This is a genomic window from Flavobacterium panici, assembly GCF_024499525.1.
In the GTDB taxonomy this organism is placed as follows: domain Bacteria; phylum Bacteroidota; class Bacteroidia; order Flavobacteriales; family Flavobacteriaceae; genus Flavobacterium; species Flavobacterium panici.
In genome coordinates this window covers 4,949,761-4,968,715 of the sequence record NZ_CP100437.1, presented here as the reverse complement: position 1 = coordinate 4,968,715, position 18,955 = coordinate 4,949,761, and the positions used below count along the sequence as shown (strand labels likewise).

Below are 18,955 nucleotides of genomic sequence, written 5' to 3'. Positions count from 1 at the left end.
TTGTTTATGTCCCATCGGGACATCTCATCGGTAGCCCGTTTTAGATTATGATTAGGAATGTCCCATCGGGACATCTGATTGATAACCCGAAATAATTCATTACATTTAAAATGTGTAATATACATTTATTTAACATGAAAATAAAAAATAAAATATTGGCATTCGGATTGATTTTAATATCAATTTCTGCTAATTCACAAAACAAAACCTTCCAAAAAGACGAATTCAAACAATGGGCACAAACCCCGCCAATGGGTTGGAACAGCTGGGATTGTTACGGACCAACCGTTGAAGAACACGAAGTAAAAGCCAACGCCGATTATATGGCAAAGAACCTAAAGAAATTTGGCTGGGAATATGTTGTGGTTGATATTCGTTGGTTTGTAGAAAATGACAAAGCAGGAGGTTATAACCAAACAGACCCGCGTTATGTAATCGATCAATACGGAAGATATTTACCGGCTGTAAACCGTTTTCCATCAGCAAAAGACGGACAAGGTTTTAAACCTTTAGCAGATTATATTCATAAAAAAGGACTGAAATTCGGAATTCATATCATGCGCGGAATCCCGAAAAAAGCCGTCGAAGATAAACTGCCAATAAAAGGCGCAAACGGAATTACGGCAGACCAAATTTATACGACAGCTTTGCAATGCGAATGGCTAAAAGACAATTATACAATTGTAGCAGACAAACCGGGAGCGCAGGAATACTACAATTCTATTTTTGAATTGTACGCACAATGGGGCGTAGATTTCATTAAAATTGATGATTTATCAAGACCGTATCACGAAGGAGAAATCAACTTAATAAGAAATGCAATCGACAAATGCGGACGTAAAATTGTATTAAGTACTTCGCCGGGAGAAACACCAATCGAAGCCGCACCGCACGTAACCACGCACGCTAATATGTGGCGCATGGTTGACGACGTTTGGGATACTTGGCCGCACATCACACATTTAATGGATGTGGCGCAAAAATGGTATCCATATATTGCACCAGGAACATGGCCAGATTGCGATATGATTCCGCTTGGGCGTATTTCAGTAAGAGGAGAACGCGGCGAAGACAGAATGACTCGTTTGACAAAAGACGAACAATATACGCTGATTACATTTTTCAATATCTTTAAATCACCTTTATTTTTTGGCGGAGATTTACCAAGTAATGACGCTTTTACTTTGTCATTATTAACCAACCAAAATGTGGTAAAAATGCACAATGAAAGCACAGCCGTAAAACAACTTTTCCAAAAAGATGGGCAAATTGCTGTGACTTCAAAAAATGTAAAAGACGGCAGTATTTATCTGGCTTTATTTAATATTTCAGATTCGGCTTCGCAAAATGTTTCGGTAAATCTTTCTGATCTTGGTATTTCGGGAGAAGCTGATGTTTTGAATATCTGGACAAACGAAAAATCCAAAACAACATCAACAAACATTGCAGCCGATTTAAAACCGCACAGTTCCGTTTTATATCAAATAAAAAGTAAAAAATAATGAAGAAAGCACATTTTAGCCTTGTATTATTTTTATCGATTTTTAATTTTTTGCAAGCCCAGAATACAAAAGGAATTCCGCCCGTAATTGCAGAGAAAGATTTAACAGCCTATTTGTTTGTTTATTTCACAGGAAATTCTGTTGAAGAAGAGGCCGTTCGTTTTGCCGTAAGTGCAGATGGTTATCATTATTATCATCTCAACGATAACAAACCCGTTTTAGACAGTAAAATAATCAGTTCAACCGGAGGAGTTCGTGATCCGCATATTTTAAGAGGCGACGATGGAAAAACCTTTTATATGGTTTTAACCGATATGACTTCTTCAAAAGGCTGGGACAGTAATCGTGCAATGGTTTTACTAAAAAGTACCGATTTAGTAAACTGGAAAAGCAGTGTAGTAAATATTCAAACCGCTTTTTCAGGAAATGAAAATCTAAAACGAGTTTGGGCGCCGCAGACTATTTATGATGCTAAAGCCGGAAAATATTTAATTTATTTCAGTCTGCAATATGCAGGAGGACCGGATAAAATTTATTACGCTTACGCGAATAAAGATTTCACAGCTTTAGAAAGTGCATCAAAATTATTATTTGTTCCAAAATCTGAAAGAGCCTGCATTGACGGCGATATAATTGAAAAAGACGGAGTTTATCATCTTTTCTATAAAACAGAAACGGAAACGGCAGGAATAAAAGTCGCTACAACAACCGATTTAACTTCGGGAAATTGGATTGAAAATGATAATTATTTGCAGCAGACAAAAGATGGCGTTGAAGGTTCAAGTGTTTTCAAACTAAACAATTCAGACGAATATATCCTGATGTATGATGTTTATACAAAAGGAAAATATCAGTTTACAAAAACCAAAGACTTAGAAAACTTTACCGTAATTGATAATGATATTTCGATGGATTTTAATCCGCGTCACGGAACGATTTTACCAATTACGCGTTCTGAATTAAAAAGAATTACAGACAAATGGGGAATACCCGCAAAATATCCAAAAGTAAACAATAACCCGGTTTTAGAAGGTTATTATGCCGATCCGGAAATTCTGTACTCCACCAAAACAAAAAAATACTATATCTACCCAACAAGCGATGGTTTTGACGGCTGGTCTGGAAATTACTTCAAGACTTTTTCTTCAGATAATTTAAAAGACTGGAAAGACGAAGGAATTATTCTCGATCTTAGAAAAGATGTAAGCTGGGCAAACCGCAATGCGTGGGCGCCTTGTATTGTAGAGAAAAAGATAAAAGGCAAATACCAATATTTTTATTATTTCACAGCGGCGCAAAAAATAGGCGTGGCAGTTTCAGATAATCCTGAGGGACCTTTTAAAGACAGCGGAAAAGCATTAATAAGCACAAGACCCGAAGGTGTAAAAGGCGGTCAGGAAATCGACCCTGATGTTTTTACAGATCCTAAATCTGGAAAAAGTTATTTGTATTGGGGAAATGGATATATGGCTGTTGCCGAATTAAATCCTGATATGATTTCAATAAAAGAGGGAACAACGAAAGTAATTACAGTTGATGACACTTTTCGCGAAGGAACTTATATAATTTACAGAAAAGGAACGTATTATTTCCTGTGGAGCGAAGACGATACCAGAAGTCCGAATTATAAAGTGAGATACGGAACTTCAAAATCGCCTTTAGGGCCAATCGAAATTCCGAAAAATAATATTGTCATTCAGGGAAAACCAGAAGTTGGAATTCACGCAACCGGACATAATTCCGTTCTACAAATCCCAAATAAAGACGAATGGTATATTGTTTACCATAGATTTTCTTATCCAACCGGAATTAAAATGGGAGACGCAGGAGGATTTCATCGTGAAGTCTGCATCGATAAATTAGAGTTTAATCCAGACGGAAGTATAAAAGAAGTAATTCCAACTCATGCCGGAGTCGACGGTTTAAAATAAATTTGTAACTTTATCCTTTCTAAAAAGCCATTCCTCACAAAGGAGTGGCTTTTTTTGTGCATTAGTTATATAAGTAAAACGCCATATTGAATTTTTAAATCATAAGGTAAAATTTATAATTAGATTTAATTACAACCTCTGGTTATATTCTATAAGCTGACTTGTAAGAAAAAAAAGCTGATTATGCGTAATATTGCGAAATGATGTGCTGTTTACCACTGCAGCATTTTCAAATGTATTCATTTAAGCCGAAAACAATTTTTTAGAAAACTTTCTCACCAGGTTTTCTTTAAAGAGATTTAATTATTTATCATTATGTTCATTTCCCTCACTCATGATCAGGTACAATTTCAGTACGGATCAAAACAATGGCAGTACAATTTTAATGAAATTGTAGAACTTGGACTGCTCAAAAAAAAGAAAACCTATCTTTTTGAAAACGGCGCTTTTACAGCCGTAACTGTTTTAGCCTATTACTGCATGATTTTCACCAATGTAATGGAGCTGTATTATTTAATTCCAACTTTATTGTGCTATTCTTTTTTGATTATTATGAGATTTAATAATAAATCAGAATTTGACTATTTTGTGATTGTAAAAGACATTTACAAAAAAGAAACTAAAGTAAAAATAAGCGCTTTAGACAGGCCAATAATTGGAAAACAAATCGACCAGTATTTAAATTTCGAATTCGAACGGATTTTAAAAACAACAAACTAATATAGCAATGAACCAACTATTAACGGAGATTTCCAGTTACGATCTGGCTTTTATAGTTATTGCTCTCGTATATGGTTTCATAATTATAATTAGAAAAAAATAAACAAATCCTGTTTCACCGACCTACAGAAACAGCATTTGTAATTACTTCAAAAAAATAAAGCTGCAATACCCCCCTAAGTTCAGTTGCGGCTGTTTAAGTTACAAACGCCCTCCCTCCAAATCAAACTTATGGCAACTTCAATAAAAAACAAAATAAAAAGCATTAGAGAGTTAAAAAATTACACTCAGGAATATATGGCAGATCAACTTGGTGTCACTCAGGCAGGTTATAGTAAAATAGAAAAAGGAAGAACAATATTATCCTATGTTAAATTAGTAGAAATAGCACGGATTTTAGAAGTAAGTGTAGAAGATATTATAAGTTTTGACAGTCAGAGATATTTCAACAACTATAATACCGTAAAAGGAAACAGTAACAACGGAAGCATATTAATTAATTCCAGTAATGATGAAGCACTAAAAGAACTCTATGAAGATAAAATAAAACTTCTCGAAAAACTTTTAAACAAAACAGAAGAAGAACTAGACCGTTATAAAATGAAGTTTGGTCACATATAAACTAAAAACGAGGCTCTATAGCCTCGTTTTTTTTGATATCTTTTTGGAATTATGCAGTCTGATCATCTGTATCTGCATCAGGAGCATTCTTTTTTACTGATTCGATTCCGTTTTCTCTGGCCGAAGTACTTTCATACATTTCACTAGCACCAATATTCTGTCCGTTGCTGGCTTTTAGGTTAAAATAGGGTTTGCCATTACTAGATTCTTTTCTGTCATAACGATTATCGTCCTGAGAGTTTGTTTTAACAGATTCAATTCCGTTTAAGGCCGCTGCTTTTGTCGAATAACCTTCGCTGGTCAAAATGGTCTGGCCGTTACCAGCTTTTAAATTGAATTGAAATTCACCATTGGTTCTTTTAGTAATTACAAATTTTCCCATGTAGTTTTTTATTAAGTTAACTAAAATATTTTGCTATTGATAAAAATACAAAACTTCATAATACAAATGCTATTGGAAGAAAAAATAATCATTTATAATTTGTTAAGTTAATTGATTTTTTAATATAAGAAAATTCCTTAAATTTGAAATGATATTAAAATTAAAGAATATGAAAAATGTATTGATTTTGCTAATAACTGCAATTCAGTTTTTATCTTGTAACAGCAAGAAAAATGAGGAAAAAACGAATACTGCAGTATCAGATTCAACAACTATAAAAGTTGAAAAAAACACAGCCGAAAATGTTTTGGTTTACGAAGGACTATTGCCTTGTGCAGATTGCAGCGGTATTCAAACCGTTCTTAAAATTTATCAGGGAAACGGAACAATGGAAGGGCAAAAATTTGAATTATCAAGTATTTACAAAGGAAAATCACCTGAAAAAGAGTTTGTTGAAAAAGGAAATTTTAATACAGAACGAGGTTTAGAAAACGATCCCGACGGAACCATTTTTGTTTTGAATTGGGATAAACCCGCCGAAAAACAATCGTATTATGGTTATTTGAGTTCAGACACAAAAAAGATCTATATGCTGGACCGCGACAGAAAAATAATAAAATCAAAACTGAATTATTCTTTAGATCTAAAAAAATAAATCAAGCCGATTTTTATTCATAATATTATAAACTTAAATAGCTTTACTGCCTTTAAGTTTATAATATTTTTTATTTTTAGAGAATGAAAGATCATCAACACAAATTTCTGTTGATGGGCATTTATTTTTATGAAAGAAATCAGCGAAATTCTTAAAGCATACACAGAAGCAAAATCGGCAGGAAAAAAAACAGCTCTCGCAACAGTCGTTAAAGTTGAAGGATCATCGTATCGCCAGCCTGGAGCACGCATGCTTGTTACAGAAGATGGAGAACTAACAGGAGCCATAAGCGGCGGCTGCCTTGAAGGCGATGCATTACGAAAAGCACTCCTGTCCATTCATCAAAAACAAAATAAATTAATTACCTACAATACGAATAATGAAGACGATATTGAAGTAGGTTTACAGCTTGGCTGCAACGGAATTGTTCATATTCTGTTTGAATATATTGATGAAGAAGCATCAAAAAATACGATACAACTTTTACAGCAATTAGAATTAGAAAGAAAAGGAGCCGTAGTGGTGACTGTTTTCTCTTTAAAAAGAAATGCTATTCAGCAAGGAACAACACTTTTTTACAGACAAGAAAATCAAATTCTAAATCATAATGATGAGGTTTTAGACTTAATTTCAGATATAAATCAAGTCTTGAAAACCAAAACATCAATTGTAAAAAAACTTCAAACAGAAAGTGAAAACGAAGCTTTAATAGAATATATAAATCCGCCAATTTCACTTGTTATTGCCGGAGCAGGAAATGATGTTCAGCCTTTGGTTAAAATGGCATCCATTCTAGGCTGGAAAATTACAGTTGGCGACGGACGCGCGACACATGCAATAGAAAAACGTTTTCCAAAAGCAGATAAAGTAAATGCAGTAAAACCAGAAGAATTTCTGGAAAATATTATCATTGATAATCAAACGTATTTTGTTTTGATGACCCACAATTACAAATACGATCTGGCAGTTTTAAAATTACTTTTAAAAACAGATTGCCAATACATTGGAATTCTCGGTCCAAAAACAAAATTAAACCGAATGTTCGATGATCTTCAAAATGAAGGAATTAATATAAGCGAAGAACAATTAGAGCGTATTTACAGTCCGGTTGGTTTAGACATTGGAGCCGAAACATCCGAAGAAATAGCACTTTCAATTGTATCAGAAATTAAAGCTTTTTCGGCAGGAAAAACCGGAACTTCTTTAAAATATAAAGCAGGTAAAATTCATGACGAAATTCATTATGAAAGATCAATTTCAAAATAAAACCGCTATTATAATTTTAGCTGCAGGCAATTCTTCAAGATTAGGAAGACCAAAACAGCTATTAGCATATAAAGAATCAACACTTTTAAAAAATACGATTTCTGAAGCTCTAAAAGTGCCCAATTCATTTACAATAGTAGTAACTGGCGCCAATCATAATGAAGTTGAAAAAGAACTTAATACAACAGAAATAAACATTTGTTTTAATCCCGAATGGGAAAACGGAATGTCATCGTCAATTGTAAAAGGACTAAATGAATTATTGCTTTTAAATCCCGATTGCGAAGAATGTATTTTTGCCGTTTGCGATCAGCCTTTTGTCACCAATTTAGTTTTTGAAAATTTAATATTCGAATATTATAAAACTGAAAAAGGAATTATAGCTTCGGCTTATTCCGAAACCTTAGGAACTCCGGTTTTATTTCATAGAAAATATTTCAATGAACTGCTTGAATTGAGTGGGCAGGAAGGAGCAAAGAAAATCATTAAAAAGTATTTAGAAGATACAGTTTCAGTTCCTTTTGTAAAAGGTAATATTGATATTGATACAGAAGAAGATTACAACAAGTTAATTTCTGAGTAGCTATATGTTTTAATCTCGCAAAGTCGCAGAGTCGCAAAGTTTTTAAGATTTATTTTCAATTGCCTCTAGCTTTAGCTGGAGGTTCTAAGCAAAAAACAGAAAAGGCTTTAGCCAAACTAACCGAAGTTTGGCTAAAGCCTTTTTAACCTTAATCTATTTCTTCCTCCAGTTAAAACTGGAGGCAACTAATAAAAAAACTTTGCGTCTCTGCGACTTTGCGAGATTATTTCTCAAAGCAAACAAAAAACTTAGTGCCTTAGCGTCTTAGTGGCAAATTCTCTCGCCAAGCTCAAAACCCGCTCAACAGCAATATCAATTTCCTCCAAAGTAGTAAATTTCCCCAAACTAAACCGAATCGAACTCAACGCCTCTTCATCAGACAATCCCATAGCTTTTAAAACATGCGAAGGCTCAGACGTAACCGCAGAACAAGAAGCCCCATTCGAAACCGAAATATTCCCCAAAGCCATAATAAGCTTTTCTGAATTTACACCCGGAAAACAAATATTCGAAGTATTGTAAATTCGGTTTTGAATATTTCCATTTACAAAAGAACCTTCAAATTGCAATAAACCTTTTTCCAGTTTATTACGTAATATTTCGATCCTGTTTTTATCTGTTTCTGATTCATTTACAGCTATTTCTGCAGCTTTACCTAAACCGATAATTCCGGGAACGTTAAGCGTTCCGCTGCGTAATTTGCGCTGATGTCCGCCGCCAAGAATTTGAGGGAGTAATTTTATTTTGGCTTTCGCCGAAACATACAAAGCACCAATACCTTTTGGACCATAAAATTTATGTGCCGACAATGCTAAAAGATCAATTCCAAGAGCTTTTACATCAATTGGAATTTTCCCCACAGCTTGAGTTGCATCACACAAAAACAACACATTTTTGCTTTTAAGAATCGTAGAAATTTCGCTGACATTTTGTATGACACCTGTTTCGTTATTAGAAAGCATTCCTATGAAAACCAGTGTTTTATCTGTAATAATTTCACTTAAAAGATTAAGATCTAAAATCCCTTCACGATTAACAGGTAAGTAACTGACTTCAAAGCCAATACTTTCCATAAAACGACAAGTTTCAAGAACAGCTTTGTGTTCTGAAGCTACCGTTACAATATGTTTTCGTTCCTGATCGGCCAGACCTTTTATCGCCAGATTTATGGCTTCTGTAGCACCCGAAGTAAAAATAATTTCATCAGCATCGGCATTAATCAAATCAGCAGTTTGCCATGCGGCATTTTCAACAGCCTCGTTTACAGATAATCCTGCAATATGCTGACTTGTAGAATTGGCATAAAAATCAGTAAAATAGGGAAGCATAGCTTTTAAAACCCGTTCATCAACACGAGTGGTGGCATTATTATCAAGGTAAATATGTTTCTGATTTGGCATAGTAAAAACTTAATCTCGTAAAAATACAATTTTCAATGTAAATAATAAATCTGTTTCTGTGTCTGGTTTTTTTAACGCAAAGAGCGCAAAGGTTTTTATCGCAAAGCGCGCAAAGGTTTTTTTAAAGTTAATTATCTAGATAATTGCAAAGTTCGCAAAGCTTTATCAATCCCTGCTTTGCGAACTTTGCATTCGCTTAACATAAAATGAGATTAAAAATCTTTGCGCTCTTTGCGTTAAAAAAACACCCCAATATTCAAATCCCAGCTTTGCGAACTTTGCCTTCGCTTAACACAATGTGAGACAAAAAAACTTTGCGCTCTTTGCGTTAAAAAAAACATCCCAAATATCAATTCCAGCTTTGCGAACTTTGCCTTCGCTCAACACAATGTGAGATAAAAAACCTTTGCGCTCTTTGCGTTAAAAAAACACCCCAATATTCAAATCCCAGCTTTGCGAACTTTGACTTCGCTTAACACAATGTGAGACAAAAAACCTTAGCGTTCTTTGCGTTAAAACCCACACCGAAATTGTAATTATTCTAAATAAGCACAATGTTTGAATTTCATAACTTTTTGTGGATTAAGATTGTTAAATTTGTTAGAATACCCAAGAGTTTTTGCTAATTTAAAAGAGAGATGGAATGGCTTCTAAAAAAACAAATCCAGATAAAGTAACAGAGAATGACTCAAATTCCCGTCGCGACTTTATAAAAAAATCAGGACTTTTTACCGCCCTTGCTCTGGCGCCGCCTTCGCTGGTTATGGCTTCAGAGAATAAGTGGGATGAAAAAATAGCGGAGTATTTAGAAACAGTACCGCTTTCTATCGAAGTAAATGGCAAAAAACACAATCTTAATATCGAGCCTAGAACTACTTTACTCGATTTATTAAGAGAACAATTATTGCTGACCGGAACAAAAAAAGGCTGTGACCACGGACAATGCGGCGCGTGTACGGTTCACGTAAACGGAACCCGAATTTTGTCGTGTCTGACTTTGGCAACTATGCAGCAAAACGCTCAGGTGACTACAATCGAAGGACTTTCAAAAGGAAAAAAGCTACACCCAATGCAGGAAGCTTTTATCAAGCATGACGGATTTCAGTGCGGTTATTGCACGCCGGGACAAATCATGTCGGGAATTGCCTGTATCAAAGAAGGCCATGCCAACAGCCGCGAAGAAATTAGAGAATATATGAGCGGAAACATCTGTCGATGCGGTGCTTATCATAATATTGTTGATGCCATAACTGAAGTGAAGGAAGGAGGGAAAGAATTATGAAAAATTTTCAAATAATTAAAGCATTATCTTCAAGTTCGGCGGTATCGAACATCAGCAAAGAAAAAGAAGCTATGTTTATTGCCGGCGGAACAAATTTGGTAGATTTAATGAAAAAGAATGTGGTGGCTCCAGACAAACTGGTAGACATTACAGGATTAGATTTAAAGAAAATAGAATTCCTAACCGGAAAAGTTTCAATAGGAGCCTTGGCTAAAAACAGTCAGGTAGCCGAAGACGCATCGATAAAAGAAAAACATCCTTTACTGGCTTTGGCTTTAGCAGCCGGAGCATCCCAGCAAATCAGGCACATGGCAACTGTTGGCGGTAATATGCTGCAAAAAACACGATGCTCGTATTTTTATAATACAGATATGCCATGCAATAAAAGAACTCCCAAAAGCGGCTGTGGTGCCATTGGAGGTTCTAACAGAATGCATGCAATTTTTGGAGCTTCAGACAGCTGCATTGCCGTTCATCCGAGTGATATGTGCGTGGCATTGGCAGCATTAGATGCAAATGTTTTAGTCGAAGGTCCAAAAGGAAAACGACAAATAAAATTTACAGATTTTCATCGTCTGCCGGGAAATACTCCTGAGAAAGACAATACTTTAGAAAATAAAGAATTAATTACTTCGGTAGAAATTCCACATAATAATTTCACCAAAAATGTGCATTATTTAAAAGTTCGTGACAGGACGAGTTATGCTTTTGCATTAGTTTCTGTTGCTGCGGCTTTAGATTTAAAAAATAATGTAATAAATGATGTTCGACTGGCAATGGGCGGTGTAGCACATAAACCATGGAGATTAACTGAAGCAGAAGAATTCCTGAAAGGGAAAACAGTTTCGGAAGAGATATTTAGAAAAGCGGCAGATTTGTCAATGAAAGGTGCGAAAGCATTTGGAGGCAATGATTTTAAATTAACGCTTGGTCCCAATGCAATAACAGAAGCACTTACAATAGCAGCATCAAAATAATTAGAATTATGAGCAAGACAAGTAATATTAATAGAGTTGACGGATTTGCTAAAGTAACGGGATCAGCAACTTATTCTGCCGAATATAAAACGCCCGGAGTAGTGTATGCCTGTTTGGTTGGAAGTACAATTGCAAAAGGAAGGATCAAAACCATTGATACTAAAAAAGCAGAATGGGCGCCGGGAGTTCTGGCTGTCATTACGCATTTAAATGTGGATAAACCTTCCGGATATCAAAAAGCAAAAGACAAACATAATTTTGGACAGCCGTTGCAGATTTTCAAAGATGATTCGGTTTTGTATTACGATCAGCCAATTGCGTTGGTAATTGCCGATACTTTTGAGCGTATGCAATATGCAGCGAGTTTAATTAAAGCTGATTATTATAAAGAAGAACATTCAACTGAACTTCAAAAAGCCGCCGATAAAGAGAAAAAAGTTGAAACGGATAAAGGGAATGATTACCACAGAGGAGTTCATGACGGTTACAAAAATGCAGAAGTAATTTTAGAAGCCGATTATACGATCCCGACGGAAGTTCATAACCCAATGGAGCTTGCGAATATTATTGCAAAATGGGATGGAAACAAACCCATTTTATATACTAAAAGTCAAGGTGTTGAAGGAACGCGAAAAAGTGTTGCAGGAGTTTTTGGAGTGCCGGTTGAAGATGTAGAAGTACACTCTGAATATCTTGGAGGCGCATTTGGAATGGGATTACACACTTGGCCGTATGAAATTGCAGCATTAATTGGGGCAAAGAAATTGAACCGCCCTGTAAAATTAGTTTTGCACCGCGAGCAGATGTTTACCAATGTTGGTTTCAGACCTTATACCATTCAAAAAATGGGTCTTGGTGCAACAAAAGCTGGGAAACTTACAGGTTTGACTCACGAAGCCGTTGCGATGACTTCCAGTTATGAAGATTTCATGGAAGGAACGGTAAACATGTCCCGATTTATTTACGATTGTGAAAATGTTTCGACACGTTACAGAATTGTTCCGTTAGACACTTGTACGCCAATCTGGATGCGTGGTCCGGGCGAGGCAACAGGTTCTTTTGCATTAGAATGTGCAATGGACGAACTGGCCTATAAATTAAACTTAGATCCAATTGAATTTCGAAAGCTGAATTATGCCGAGAAAGATTTGGAACAAAATAAACCGTGGAGCAGTAAATATCTTTTAGAGTGTTATGAAGGCGGAATGGAACGCATTGGCTGGAAAAACCGTAAAAATGAACCAGGTTCTGTGAAAGAAGGAGACTGGCTTGTAGGTTACGGAATGGGAACCGGAACTTTTGGCTGTTATAGAAGTCCAACTTCTGTAAAAGCAAAATTTTTACCCGATGGAAATTTAGTGCTTCAGTGCAGTGTCAATGATATGGGTCCGGGAACGGCAACTATGATGACGGCGATTGGAGCTGAAATAACAGGTTTACCTGCAGAGAATGTAATTATTGAAATGGGAAAAAGCGGATTACCAAAAGGTCCAACACAAGGAGGATCGGCAACAACTTCGTCTGTTGGTTCTGCAGTTCATGATGCTTGTAATTTGCTAGTAAGTAAAGTGTTGGGATTAGCGACTGAAAATCCAGTTTTAAAGGGAACTCCAATTACAGATTTGACTTTTGCAAATGGAATCGTTTCTTCAACAAAAGATACTGCCAAAACTGTTGCTTTAACTTCTTTGCTTAGTGCTAATAAATTAGATGGATTAGAAGTTGAAAATCAATCAAAAGGAACGGATGAAGCTAAGAAATATTCGATTTATTCGTTTTCAGTTCACTTTGTAAAAGTATTAGTGAATCCGAATTTGGGTAAAATACGTTTGGCGCATGTTGTTTCTTGTGCGGATATCGGAACGGTTATCAACCAAAAAACTTCTGCGGGACAAATGTACGGTGGGGCAGTAGGAGGTATCGGAATGGGATTAATGGAAGCATTGGAAATCGATCATCGTTTTGGTCGTCCAATCAACAATAATTTCGCCGATTATCATGTTCCCGTAAATGCCGATATTGAAAAACAGGAAGTTTTCTTCGTTAATAAAAAAGACCCAATCAGTAATCCGATGGGAACAAAAGGTCTTGGTGAAACGGCTTTGGTAGGAATGGCTCCTGCAATTGCAAATGCTGTTTTTAATGCCACAGGAAAACGTGTACGAGATTTGCCAATTACGCTGGATAAAATTATAGAAACCGTTAAGGTTTAAAACAAAAAAGAGACATTGAAAAATGAACTGCCCCCAAATAGTGTCTAACTTTTTGGGGGCAGTTCAAAATGGCTCTTTTTTTTATATCTGAAAATGATTAATTATTTAACCGTAATAGGCAATTCAGCAGTTGTTTTATCCCACCCAATAACTAGATTAGCTACATTACCCTGAGTTGTAAAAGCAATTGACAAAGCTTCGATTACTTCATTTACTGGCTTTACAGGAACAGAAACTCTAATAACATCTTTGCTTTCGTCATAAGCATAACCGCCCCATAAATCTAATTCTTTATTGATAATGATAGTCCATTTATCTTTTTCAGGAATTGCAAATAAACTGTAAGTTCCTGCTGGAATATTTTTTCCGCCAATTGTTACTGCTTTGTAAAATTTAATTTCTGTATTTTCATTAGCACCAACTCTCCAGATTTCTCCGAATTTCACAACGTCACCAAAAATAGTTCTCCCTTTTACAGAAGGTCTTGCGTAGATAACTTTTACAACCGGACTAGGATTGTCTGTTTTTTTGAATTTAACAGATTTGTTTGGGAAATAAGAAATATCAACCGGACTTGCATCAAGCGGAGCAAATTTTACTACATCTTGAGCTTGAACTGTAAAGGCAGCAAATAAAGTAACTGCCATTAAATAAAATTTTTTCATAAGGTTACAATTTTTAGAATAACTACAAAGTAAGTTAATAATGAAGAAAAATCATATAAATACAGTCTGTTTTTTGTTAATGAATTGGTAATGGTTCTTAATTTATTTTTCTTCTTTTTTCTTTTTGTCGTACCAATTCTGCATAATGTAAAAAGCCTTTTTCTTTTCACCGTCATTTGAAATTAGACCTTTACGATTGTAACCGTCCTGAATACCCGGAAGAAGTCTTTTTGGCGATCTGAAATCAACTAAAATCCAAGGACTTAATCCGCTTAAATGAGGGATTTTTTCAATCATTTTCAAATTCTGAATGTATAAATATTCCTGATATTCTTCTGTCCAGCGTTCGGTTTTATCTCCGTGAAAGCCAGCTTTTGCATCACCTCCAAATTCTGAAACAAAAACAGGTTTGTTGTATGGAGTAGTCCAGAATGTTTTTTCGGCATTTTCTAAGTTACCGCCGTACCAGCCTAAATATTGGTTAAAAGCAATAATGTCAAGTGATTTACCAATTTCATCGTCAATTTTTCCGTTACGCGTTAATAAAGCCGCACTGATTAATCTTGTATTATCCAGTGATTTTGTATGCGTTACCAAATTCTTGATAAAAGTGTTTCTGGCATCAGAAATCGGAGTTTCATTTGCCATAGACCAAATCACGATACTAGCTCTGTTTTTATCTCTGGTAACAGCAGCAGTTAACTGATCTTGAGCATTTTTATAGGTATTTTCATTTTTAAATTCAACTGTCCAGTAAACCGGAATTTCTTCCCAAACCATTAATCCCATTTTATCAGCTTCTCTGATAATGTTTTCGTTATGTGGATAATGCGCCAAACGAACATAATTACAGCCTAATTCTTTTGCCCAGTTTAATAAACGTAAAGCATCTTCCTGAGAATTTGCACGTCCGCCTTTGGCATTTTCTTCGTGAATAGAAATTCCTCTTAAAAAAACCTGTTTTCCGTTTAATAAGATTTTATCTTCTTGTGTTTCAATCGTTCTAAAACCAATTTTATCATTTAATTTCTTTCCGTTAAAATCGATTGTAACATCATATAATTTCGGATTTTCCGGTGACCAATAGGAGGTTTTTTTAGCTGGAATTTCAAAATTTAAAATTCCGTCACCACCAATTTTTCCTTTGTAATTGATTTTTAATTCCGGAATAGAAATCGAAGCCTGATTTTGCGTAGGATTCAAATTATTGATTTTGATAAAACCAGAAATAATATTGGCATTATTCTTTTTAAGCTGAATGGTGTAATCTTCAATAAATGCAGATTCCTCTTCGATTAAAGTAACATCACGCGTAATTCCGCCATAATTCCACCAATCGGTATTAACTGTCGGTACATCTTCTTTATGACGCGTATTATCTACTTTAATAACCAAATAATTGTCTTTTGGTTTTACAATCGTAGTAACTTCATAATTAAACGGAGTAAAACCGCCTTCGTGAGTTCCCAGTTTTTTTCCGTTTAAATAAACATCGGCTTTGTAATTGATGGCTCCCAAATACACAAAAAGACGTTTATTAGCGGCCAAATTGTAGTCGAAAGATTTTTTAAACCAAACATTTCCTTCGTAATATTTTAGTTCTGTAATCTGCGAATTCCAGTCGCCCGGAATATTTATTGTTGGCGATTTATCAAAATCATATTCTACCAATTCCTGTTTGTTTTGCGCATGATAATTACTAAAAAATGCACCTTTTGGCGCTTTTTCCTGTTTATCATATTGATCAAGGTGAAAGCTGTAAAAGCCTGTTTGATACGGATCAACAATGTAATTCCAAACGCCGTTTAAAGATGTTGTGTTTCGGTTTGGAACGTTTGAAATTAAACCTTGAGATTGTCCGGCAGCGAACGTTGTCAGGAATAATAGTGTTAGGATTTTTTTCATTTTTTGTAATCTTTGGTTTGTGTAATATGTATAGTTCCTATGGAACATTATTTATGGGCGTAATATTCATTTCAACGGATTTCATCCGTTGCTACCGACCTGTCGTTCCTAACGGAACTTTTTAGATTGACCTTGGGCTTAGTTTGTCATTTCGAGGAACGAGAAATCGCACTAGAATTTCCACAATGTTAATCGCCAATCTTTGTCGATCCCCGCGTGCGATTTCTCGTTCCTCGAAATGACAAACTTCACGCTTATTTTTTAAAATCTTTTTAATCCTTTTAATCTGTGGCAAAAAAAACTTTCTGTCTTAGCGCTTTAGCGGCTAAAAATCTTATTGAACAGGTACTTTCAAATATTCACCTTTAAAGCTCTGATTTAAAGCCGTCATTTCAACAGGATCACCAGAACCATCAGGAATAACTTCAATAGACGCTTTTCCGTTTGCCATTTTTATCGATTCACTTCCAGTTGGTGTTCCTTGATTCTTCAAAGTTTTTCCACCTTTCAAACATTGAAAATAAACACTTTCTTCATAATCTAAGCAGCGTAAGTTGTTATTATCAATTGCAATTGCCGTAACCAGATAATTACCATTTTTTAGTTTCTCTGAAGACAATTGTAAAGACGAAGCCGTATCATTTTTATTGAAACGATAATTAACCTTAATCGTATCCGAAACCGTTTTACCGTCTTTATTTTTACCAATGGCAACTAAAACATTTTCTCCTTTTTTAAAGTTGACATCCCAAGTTAGCCCATTTGCAGGATATAGAGCAAGATTTCTTTGCTTTTCCCCAAGAGATTTTCCGTCATGAAATAAGGTAACTTTTTCGCAATTACTAAAAACATTTATAGTTCTTGGCGTATTTTCTGGACCTTGGCGTTCTGTCCAGGTGTGTGATTCTATGTAAGCGAAGGGCTCTTTACCCCAATAACTTTTAAAAACATAATATGCATCTTTAGGGTTTCCGTTTCGGTCAACCAATCCTTTTTGGTTCATATACGGAATATCATCTTCCGGACGTAAAGGCGTTGCAAAATCCTTAAATGCCCATTGTACATTTCCCACAAAATTTGGGTCATTCTCGGATATATGCAAGTGCCAGTCAAATAAATCAACGATATAATTTTCGCTCCAATCTCCAATTTGAGCAATATTGGCCACTTTAGTCTGTACAATTGCTTCTTCCCAGCCTTCTGCTTTTATAACATTTTCGCCTGTTACAGGGTTCTCGCTGTGACGTCCAACGTGACTGTCTCCGCCATATTCGGCGTGGATGAAATGTTTGTATTCTTTTTTGTAAACATCAATTGCTTTTTGGTAGCTTTTGTAACTTCCAGAATACCAGCCAGACCAGATAGAAGGGGAGAAGACATCCACAATATGTGAACCTTCATAATATTTTCTAATTGCCGTTTTTCTGGTTGGATCCAGTTTATGGGCAATGTCGTTTAGTTCCGTTAAAAAGACATTTGTTTTTTCTGTATTGTCTCCGTTTGGAAAATCAGGGAGCCAGTTCATTTCATTTCCAAGCGACCAAATTATGATACTTGGATGATTGTAATTTTGGTTGGTGATTTCTTTCAGCATATTTTTAGTATTCGTCTGCCAAAGTTCATCACCAATTCCACCGCGGCACCAAGGCAATTCATCCCAAACCAATAAACCTAATTCATCGCAGGCTTTATAAATTTCAGGATCTTGCGGATAATGTGCTAAACGAACAAAGTTAGCACCCATATCTTTTATTGATTTCATGTCGGCCCAATGTTGTGCATTGCTCATTGCCGCGCCAACTCCGGCTTGTTCTTCATGGCGATGTGTTCCGCGAATCAATAAACGTTTTCCGTTTAAATAGAAAGGACCATGATCTTTAAACTCAAACCATCTAAAACCTACTTTCTCAGAAACGCTGTCTTTAATTTGATTTTTTTCTGATAAAACAGCCGTTAAGGAATATAAATTTGGTTTTTCGGTATCCCAAAGTTCCGGGTTTTTGATGTTTTCGAAAGTGATTGTCGAAGTTTTATCAGAAACAGAAATAGTTTTACTCGCTACTTTTTTTCCTTTCGGATTTTTAAGTGTTACGGTTAACGATAAATCTTTTGAATTATCTGCATTTATAAAAGAAGAAACAATTTGTACCGAAGCTTTTTTAGCCGAAACTTCTGGCGTTGTAATCTTCAAATTATCAATATGATTTTTGTATTTCGAAACAAACCAAACATCGCGCGTGATTCCGCCATAAATGAAAAAATCACTTTTTTGAGATGGAATAATTTCGATGTCGTAACTATTATCAACACGAACAAAAATATCATTGTTTCCTTCTTTAATAAAGTTCGTAATGTCTATAGAAAAGCCAATGTAACCGCCAATGTGTCCGCCGGCTTCTTTTCCGTTTACATACACTTTTGTTGTAATATTTGAACCTTCAAAGTATAACGAATACACTTTGTTTTTATCAATTTGTGGAATATTTAATTTCTTTTGATACCAGCTTGCGTCACGTCGATAGCCCGGATATAAATCGGTTGCATCTTCGGCATTCCAGGTATGTGGTAAATTTATTGAAGTCCAGTTTGAAGCTTTTTGAGCTTCGGTAAGATTTGAAGTATGATTTTCAAGATACAGCCAGTTATCGTTTAAATTCATCTTTGTCTGAGCAAAACTGCTGCTCAGACAAATCTGAAAAAAAACAAAAAGCGCAAAAATTGAAAATGTATTGTGTAAATAATTCTTCATGTGTGTTTAGGTTCAAAGGTTCATAGGCTCAGAGGTTCAAAGGTTTTTAGGTTCAAAGGTTCAGAGGCTCAAAAGCTAAAACCTTTGTCGCTTTGTAACTCTGT

15 protein-coding genes are annotated in these 18,955 nt (G+C 35.4%); 10 read left to right on the top strand and 5 right to left on the bottom strand.

Going from position 1 to position 18,955, the window contains the following annotated elements:
• The first annotated feature begins 134 nt into the window (after positions 1–134).
• From NLJ00_RS20800 to NLJ00_RS20785, 4 genes are all read left to right on the top strand, one after another.
• A complete protein-coding gene (locus NLJ00_RS20800; protein WP_256635255.1) occupies positions 135–1,502 on the top strand; it encodes a glycoside hydrolase family 27 protein in 1,368 nt (455 codons plus the stop codon).
• Entirely contained in the window at positions 1,502–3,433 is a 1,932-nt protein-coding gene (locus NLJ00_RS20795) for a family 43 glycosylhydrolase (RefSeq protein WP_256635254.1), read from the top strand. Before NLJ00_RS20800 ends, NLJ00_RS20795 begins: the two co-directional genes overlap by 1 nt.
• A 315-nt stretch (positions 3,434–3,748) precedes the next feature.
• Entirely contained in the window at positions 3,749–4,153 is a 405-nt protein-coding gene (locus NLJ00_RS20790) for a hypothetical protein (RefSeq protein WP_053471963.1), read from the top strand.
• Positions 4,154–4,384: 231 nt separating this feature from the next.
• A complete protein-coding gene (locus tag NLJ00_RS20785; RefSeq protein ID WP_053471962.1) occupies positions 4,385–4,774 on the top strand; it encodes a helix-turn-helix transcriptional regulator in 390 nt (129 codons plus the stop codon).
• Between the two features lie 49 nt (positions 4,775–4,823).
• Here NLJ00_RS20785 and NLJ00_RS20780 read toward each other — a convergent pair whose 3' ends face one another.
• Entirely contained in the window at positions 4,824–5,156 is a 333-nt protein-coding gene (locus NLJ00_RS20780) for a YegP family protein (RefSeq protein ID WP_056199036.1), read from the bottom strand.
• 169 nt (positions 5,157–5,325) lie between these two features.
• Between NLJ00_RS20780 and NLJ00_RS20775 the strand changes: the two genes are divergently transcribed.
• The 3 genes from NLJ00_RS20775 to NLJ00_RS20765 all read left to right on the top strand — a co-directional run bounded on the left by NLJ00_RS20775 (position 5,326) and on the right by NLJ00_RS20765 (position 7,660).
• Positions 5,326–5,811: a copper resistance protein NlpE gene (locus tag NLJ00_RS20775; RefSeq protein ID WP_256635253.1), complete on the top strand. Its 486-nt coding sequence runs from the start codon at positions 5,326–5,328 to the stop codon at positions 5,809–5,811.
• 129 nt (positions 5,812–5,940) lie between these two features.
• Entirely contained in the window at positions 5,941–7,077 is a 1,137-nt protein-coding gene (locus NLJ00_RS20770) for an XdhC family protein (RefSeq protein ID WP_256635252.1), read from the top strand.
• Positions 7,040–7,660 (top strand): nucleotidyltransferase family protein, encoded by a 621-nt coding sequence (locus NLJ00_RS20765; RefSeq protein WP_256635251.1) that lies wholly within the window; start codon positions 7,040–7,042, stop codon positions 7,658–7,660. The genes NLJ00_RS20770 and NLJ00_RS20765 overlap by 38 nt, the downstream gene beginning before the upstream one ends.
• Positions 7,661–7,908: 248 nt before the next feature.
• Here NLJ00_RS20765 and NLJ00_RS20760 read toward each other — a convergent pair whose 3' ends face one another.
• Entirely contained in the window at positions 7,909–9,060 is a 1,152-nt protein-coding gene (locus NLJ00_RS20760) for a cysteine desulfurase family protein (protein ID WP_256635250.1), read from the bottom strand.
• Between the two features lie 643 nt (positions 9,061–9,703).
• On the opposite strand from NLJ00_RS20760, the gene NLJ00_RS20755 reads away from it, so the two are divergent.
• From NLJ00_RS20755 to NLJ00_RS20745, 3 genes are read left to right on the top strand one after another with little or no spacing between them, the layout of a single operon-like run.
• Positions 9,704–10,342: a 2Fe-2S iron-sulfur cluster-binding protein gene (locus NLJ00_RS20755; RefSeq protein WP_180856682.1), complete on the top strand. Its 639-nt coding sequence runs from the start codon at positions 9,704–9,706 to the stop codon at positions 10,340–10,342.
• Positions 10,339–11,319, top strand: a complete 981-nt coding sequence (locus tag NLJ00_RS20750) for an FAD binding domain-containing protein (RefSeq protein WP_256635249.1) — start codon at positions 10,339–10,341, stop codon at positions 11,317–11,319. Before NLJ00_RS20755 ends, NLJ00_RS20750 begins: the two co-directional genes overlap by 4 nt.
• A gap of 8 nt (positions 11,320–11,327) precedes the next feature.
• Positions 11,328–13,532 (top strand): xanthine dehydrogenase family protein molybdopterin-binding subunit, encoded by a 2,205-nt coding sequence (locus NLJ00_RS20745; protein WP_256635248.1) that lies wholly within the window; start codon positions 11,328–11,330, stop codon positions 13,530–13,532.
• Between the two features lie 101 nt (positions 13,533–13,633).
• Here NLJ00_RS20745 and NLJ00_RS20740 read toward each other — a convergent pair whose 3' ends face one another.
• The 3 genes from NLJ00_RS20740 to NLJ00_RS20730 form a co-directional block, all read right to left on the bottom strand.
• Complete coding sequence (locus NLJ00_RS20740) at positions 13,634–14,197, bottom strand: DUF2911 domain-containing protein (protein ID WP_256635247.1); 564 nt, start codon at positions 14,195–14,197, stop codon at positions 13,634–13,636.
• A 102-nt stretch (positions 14,198–14,299) separates the two neighbouring features.
• On the bottom strand, positions 14,300–16,102 hold the full coding sequence (locus tag NLJ00_RS20735) for a glycoside hydrolase family 2 protein (RefSeq protein WP_256635246.1): 1,803 nt from the start codon (positions 16,100–16,102) through the stop codon (positions 14,300–14,302).
• A 334-nt stretch (positions 16,103–16,436) separates the two neighbouring features.
• A complete protein-coding gene (locus tag NLJ00_RS20730; protein ID WP_256635245.1) occupies positions 16,437–18,761 on the bottom strand; it encodes a glycoside hydrolase family 2 protein in 2,325 nt (774 codons plus the stop codon).
• Between the last annotated feature and the right edge of the window lie 194 nt (positions 18,762–18,955).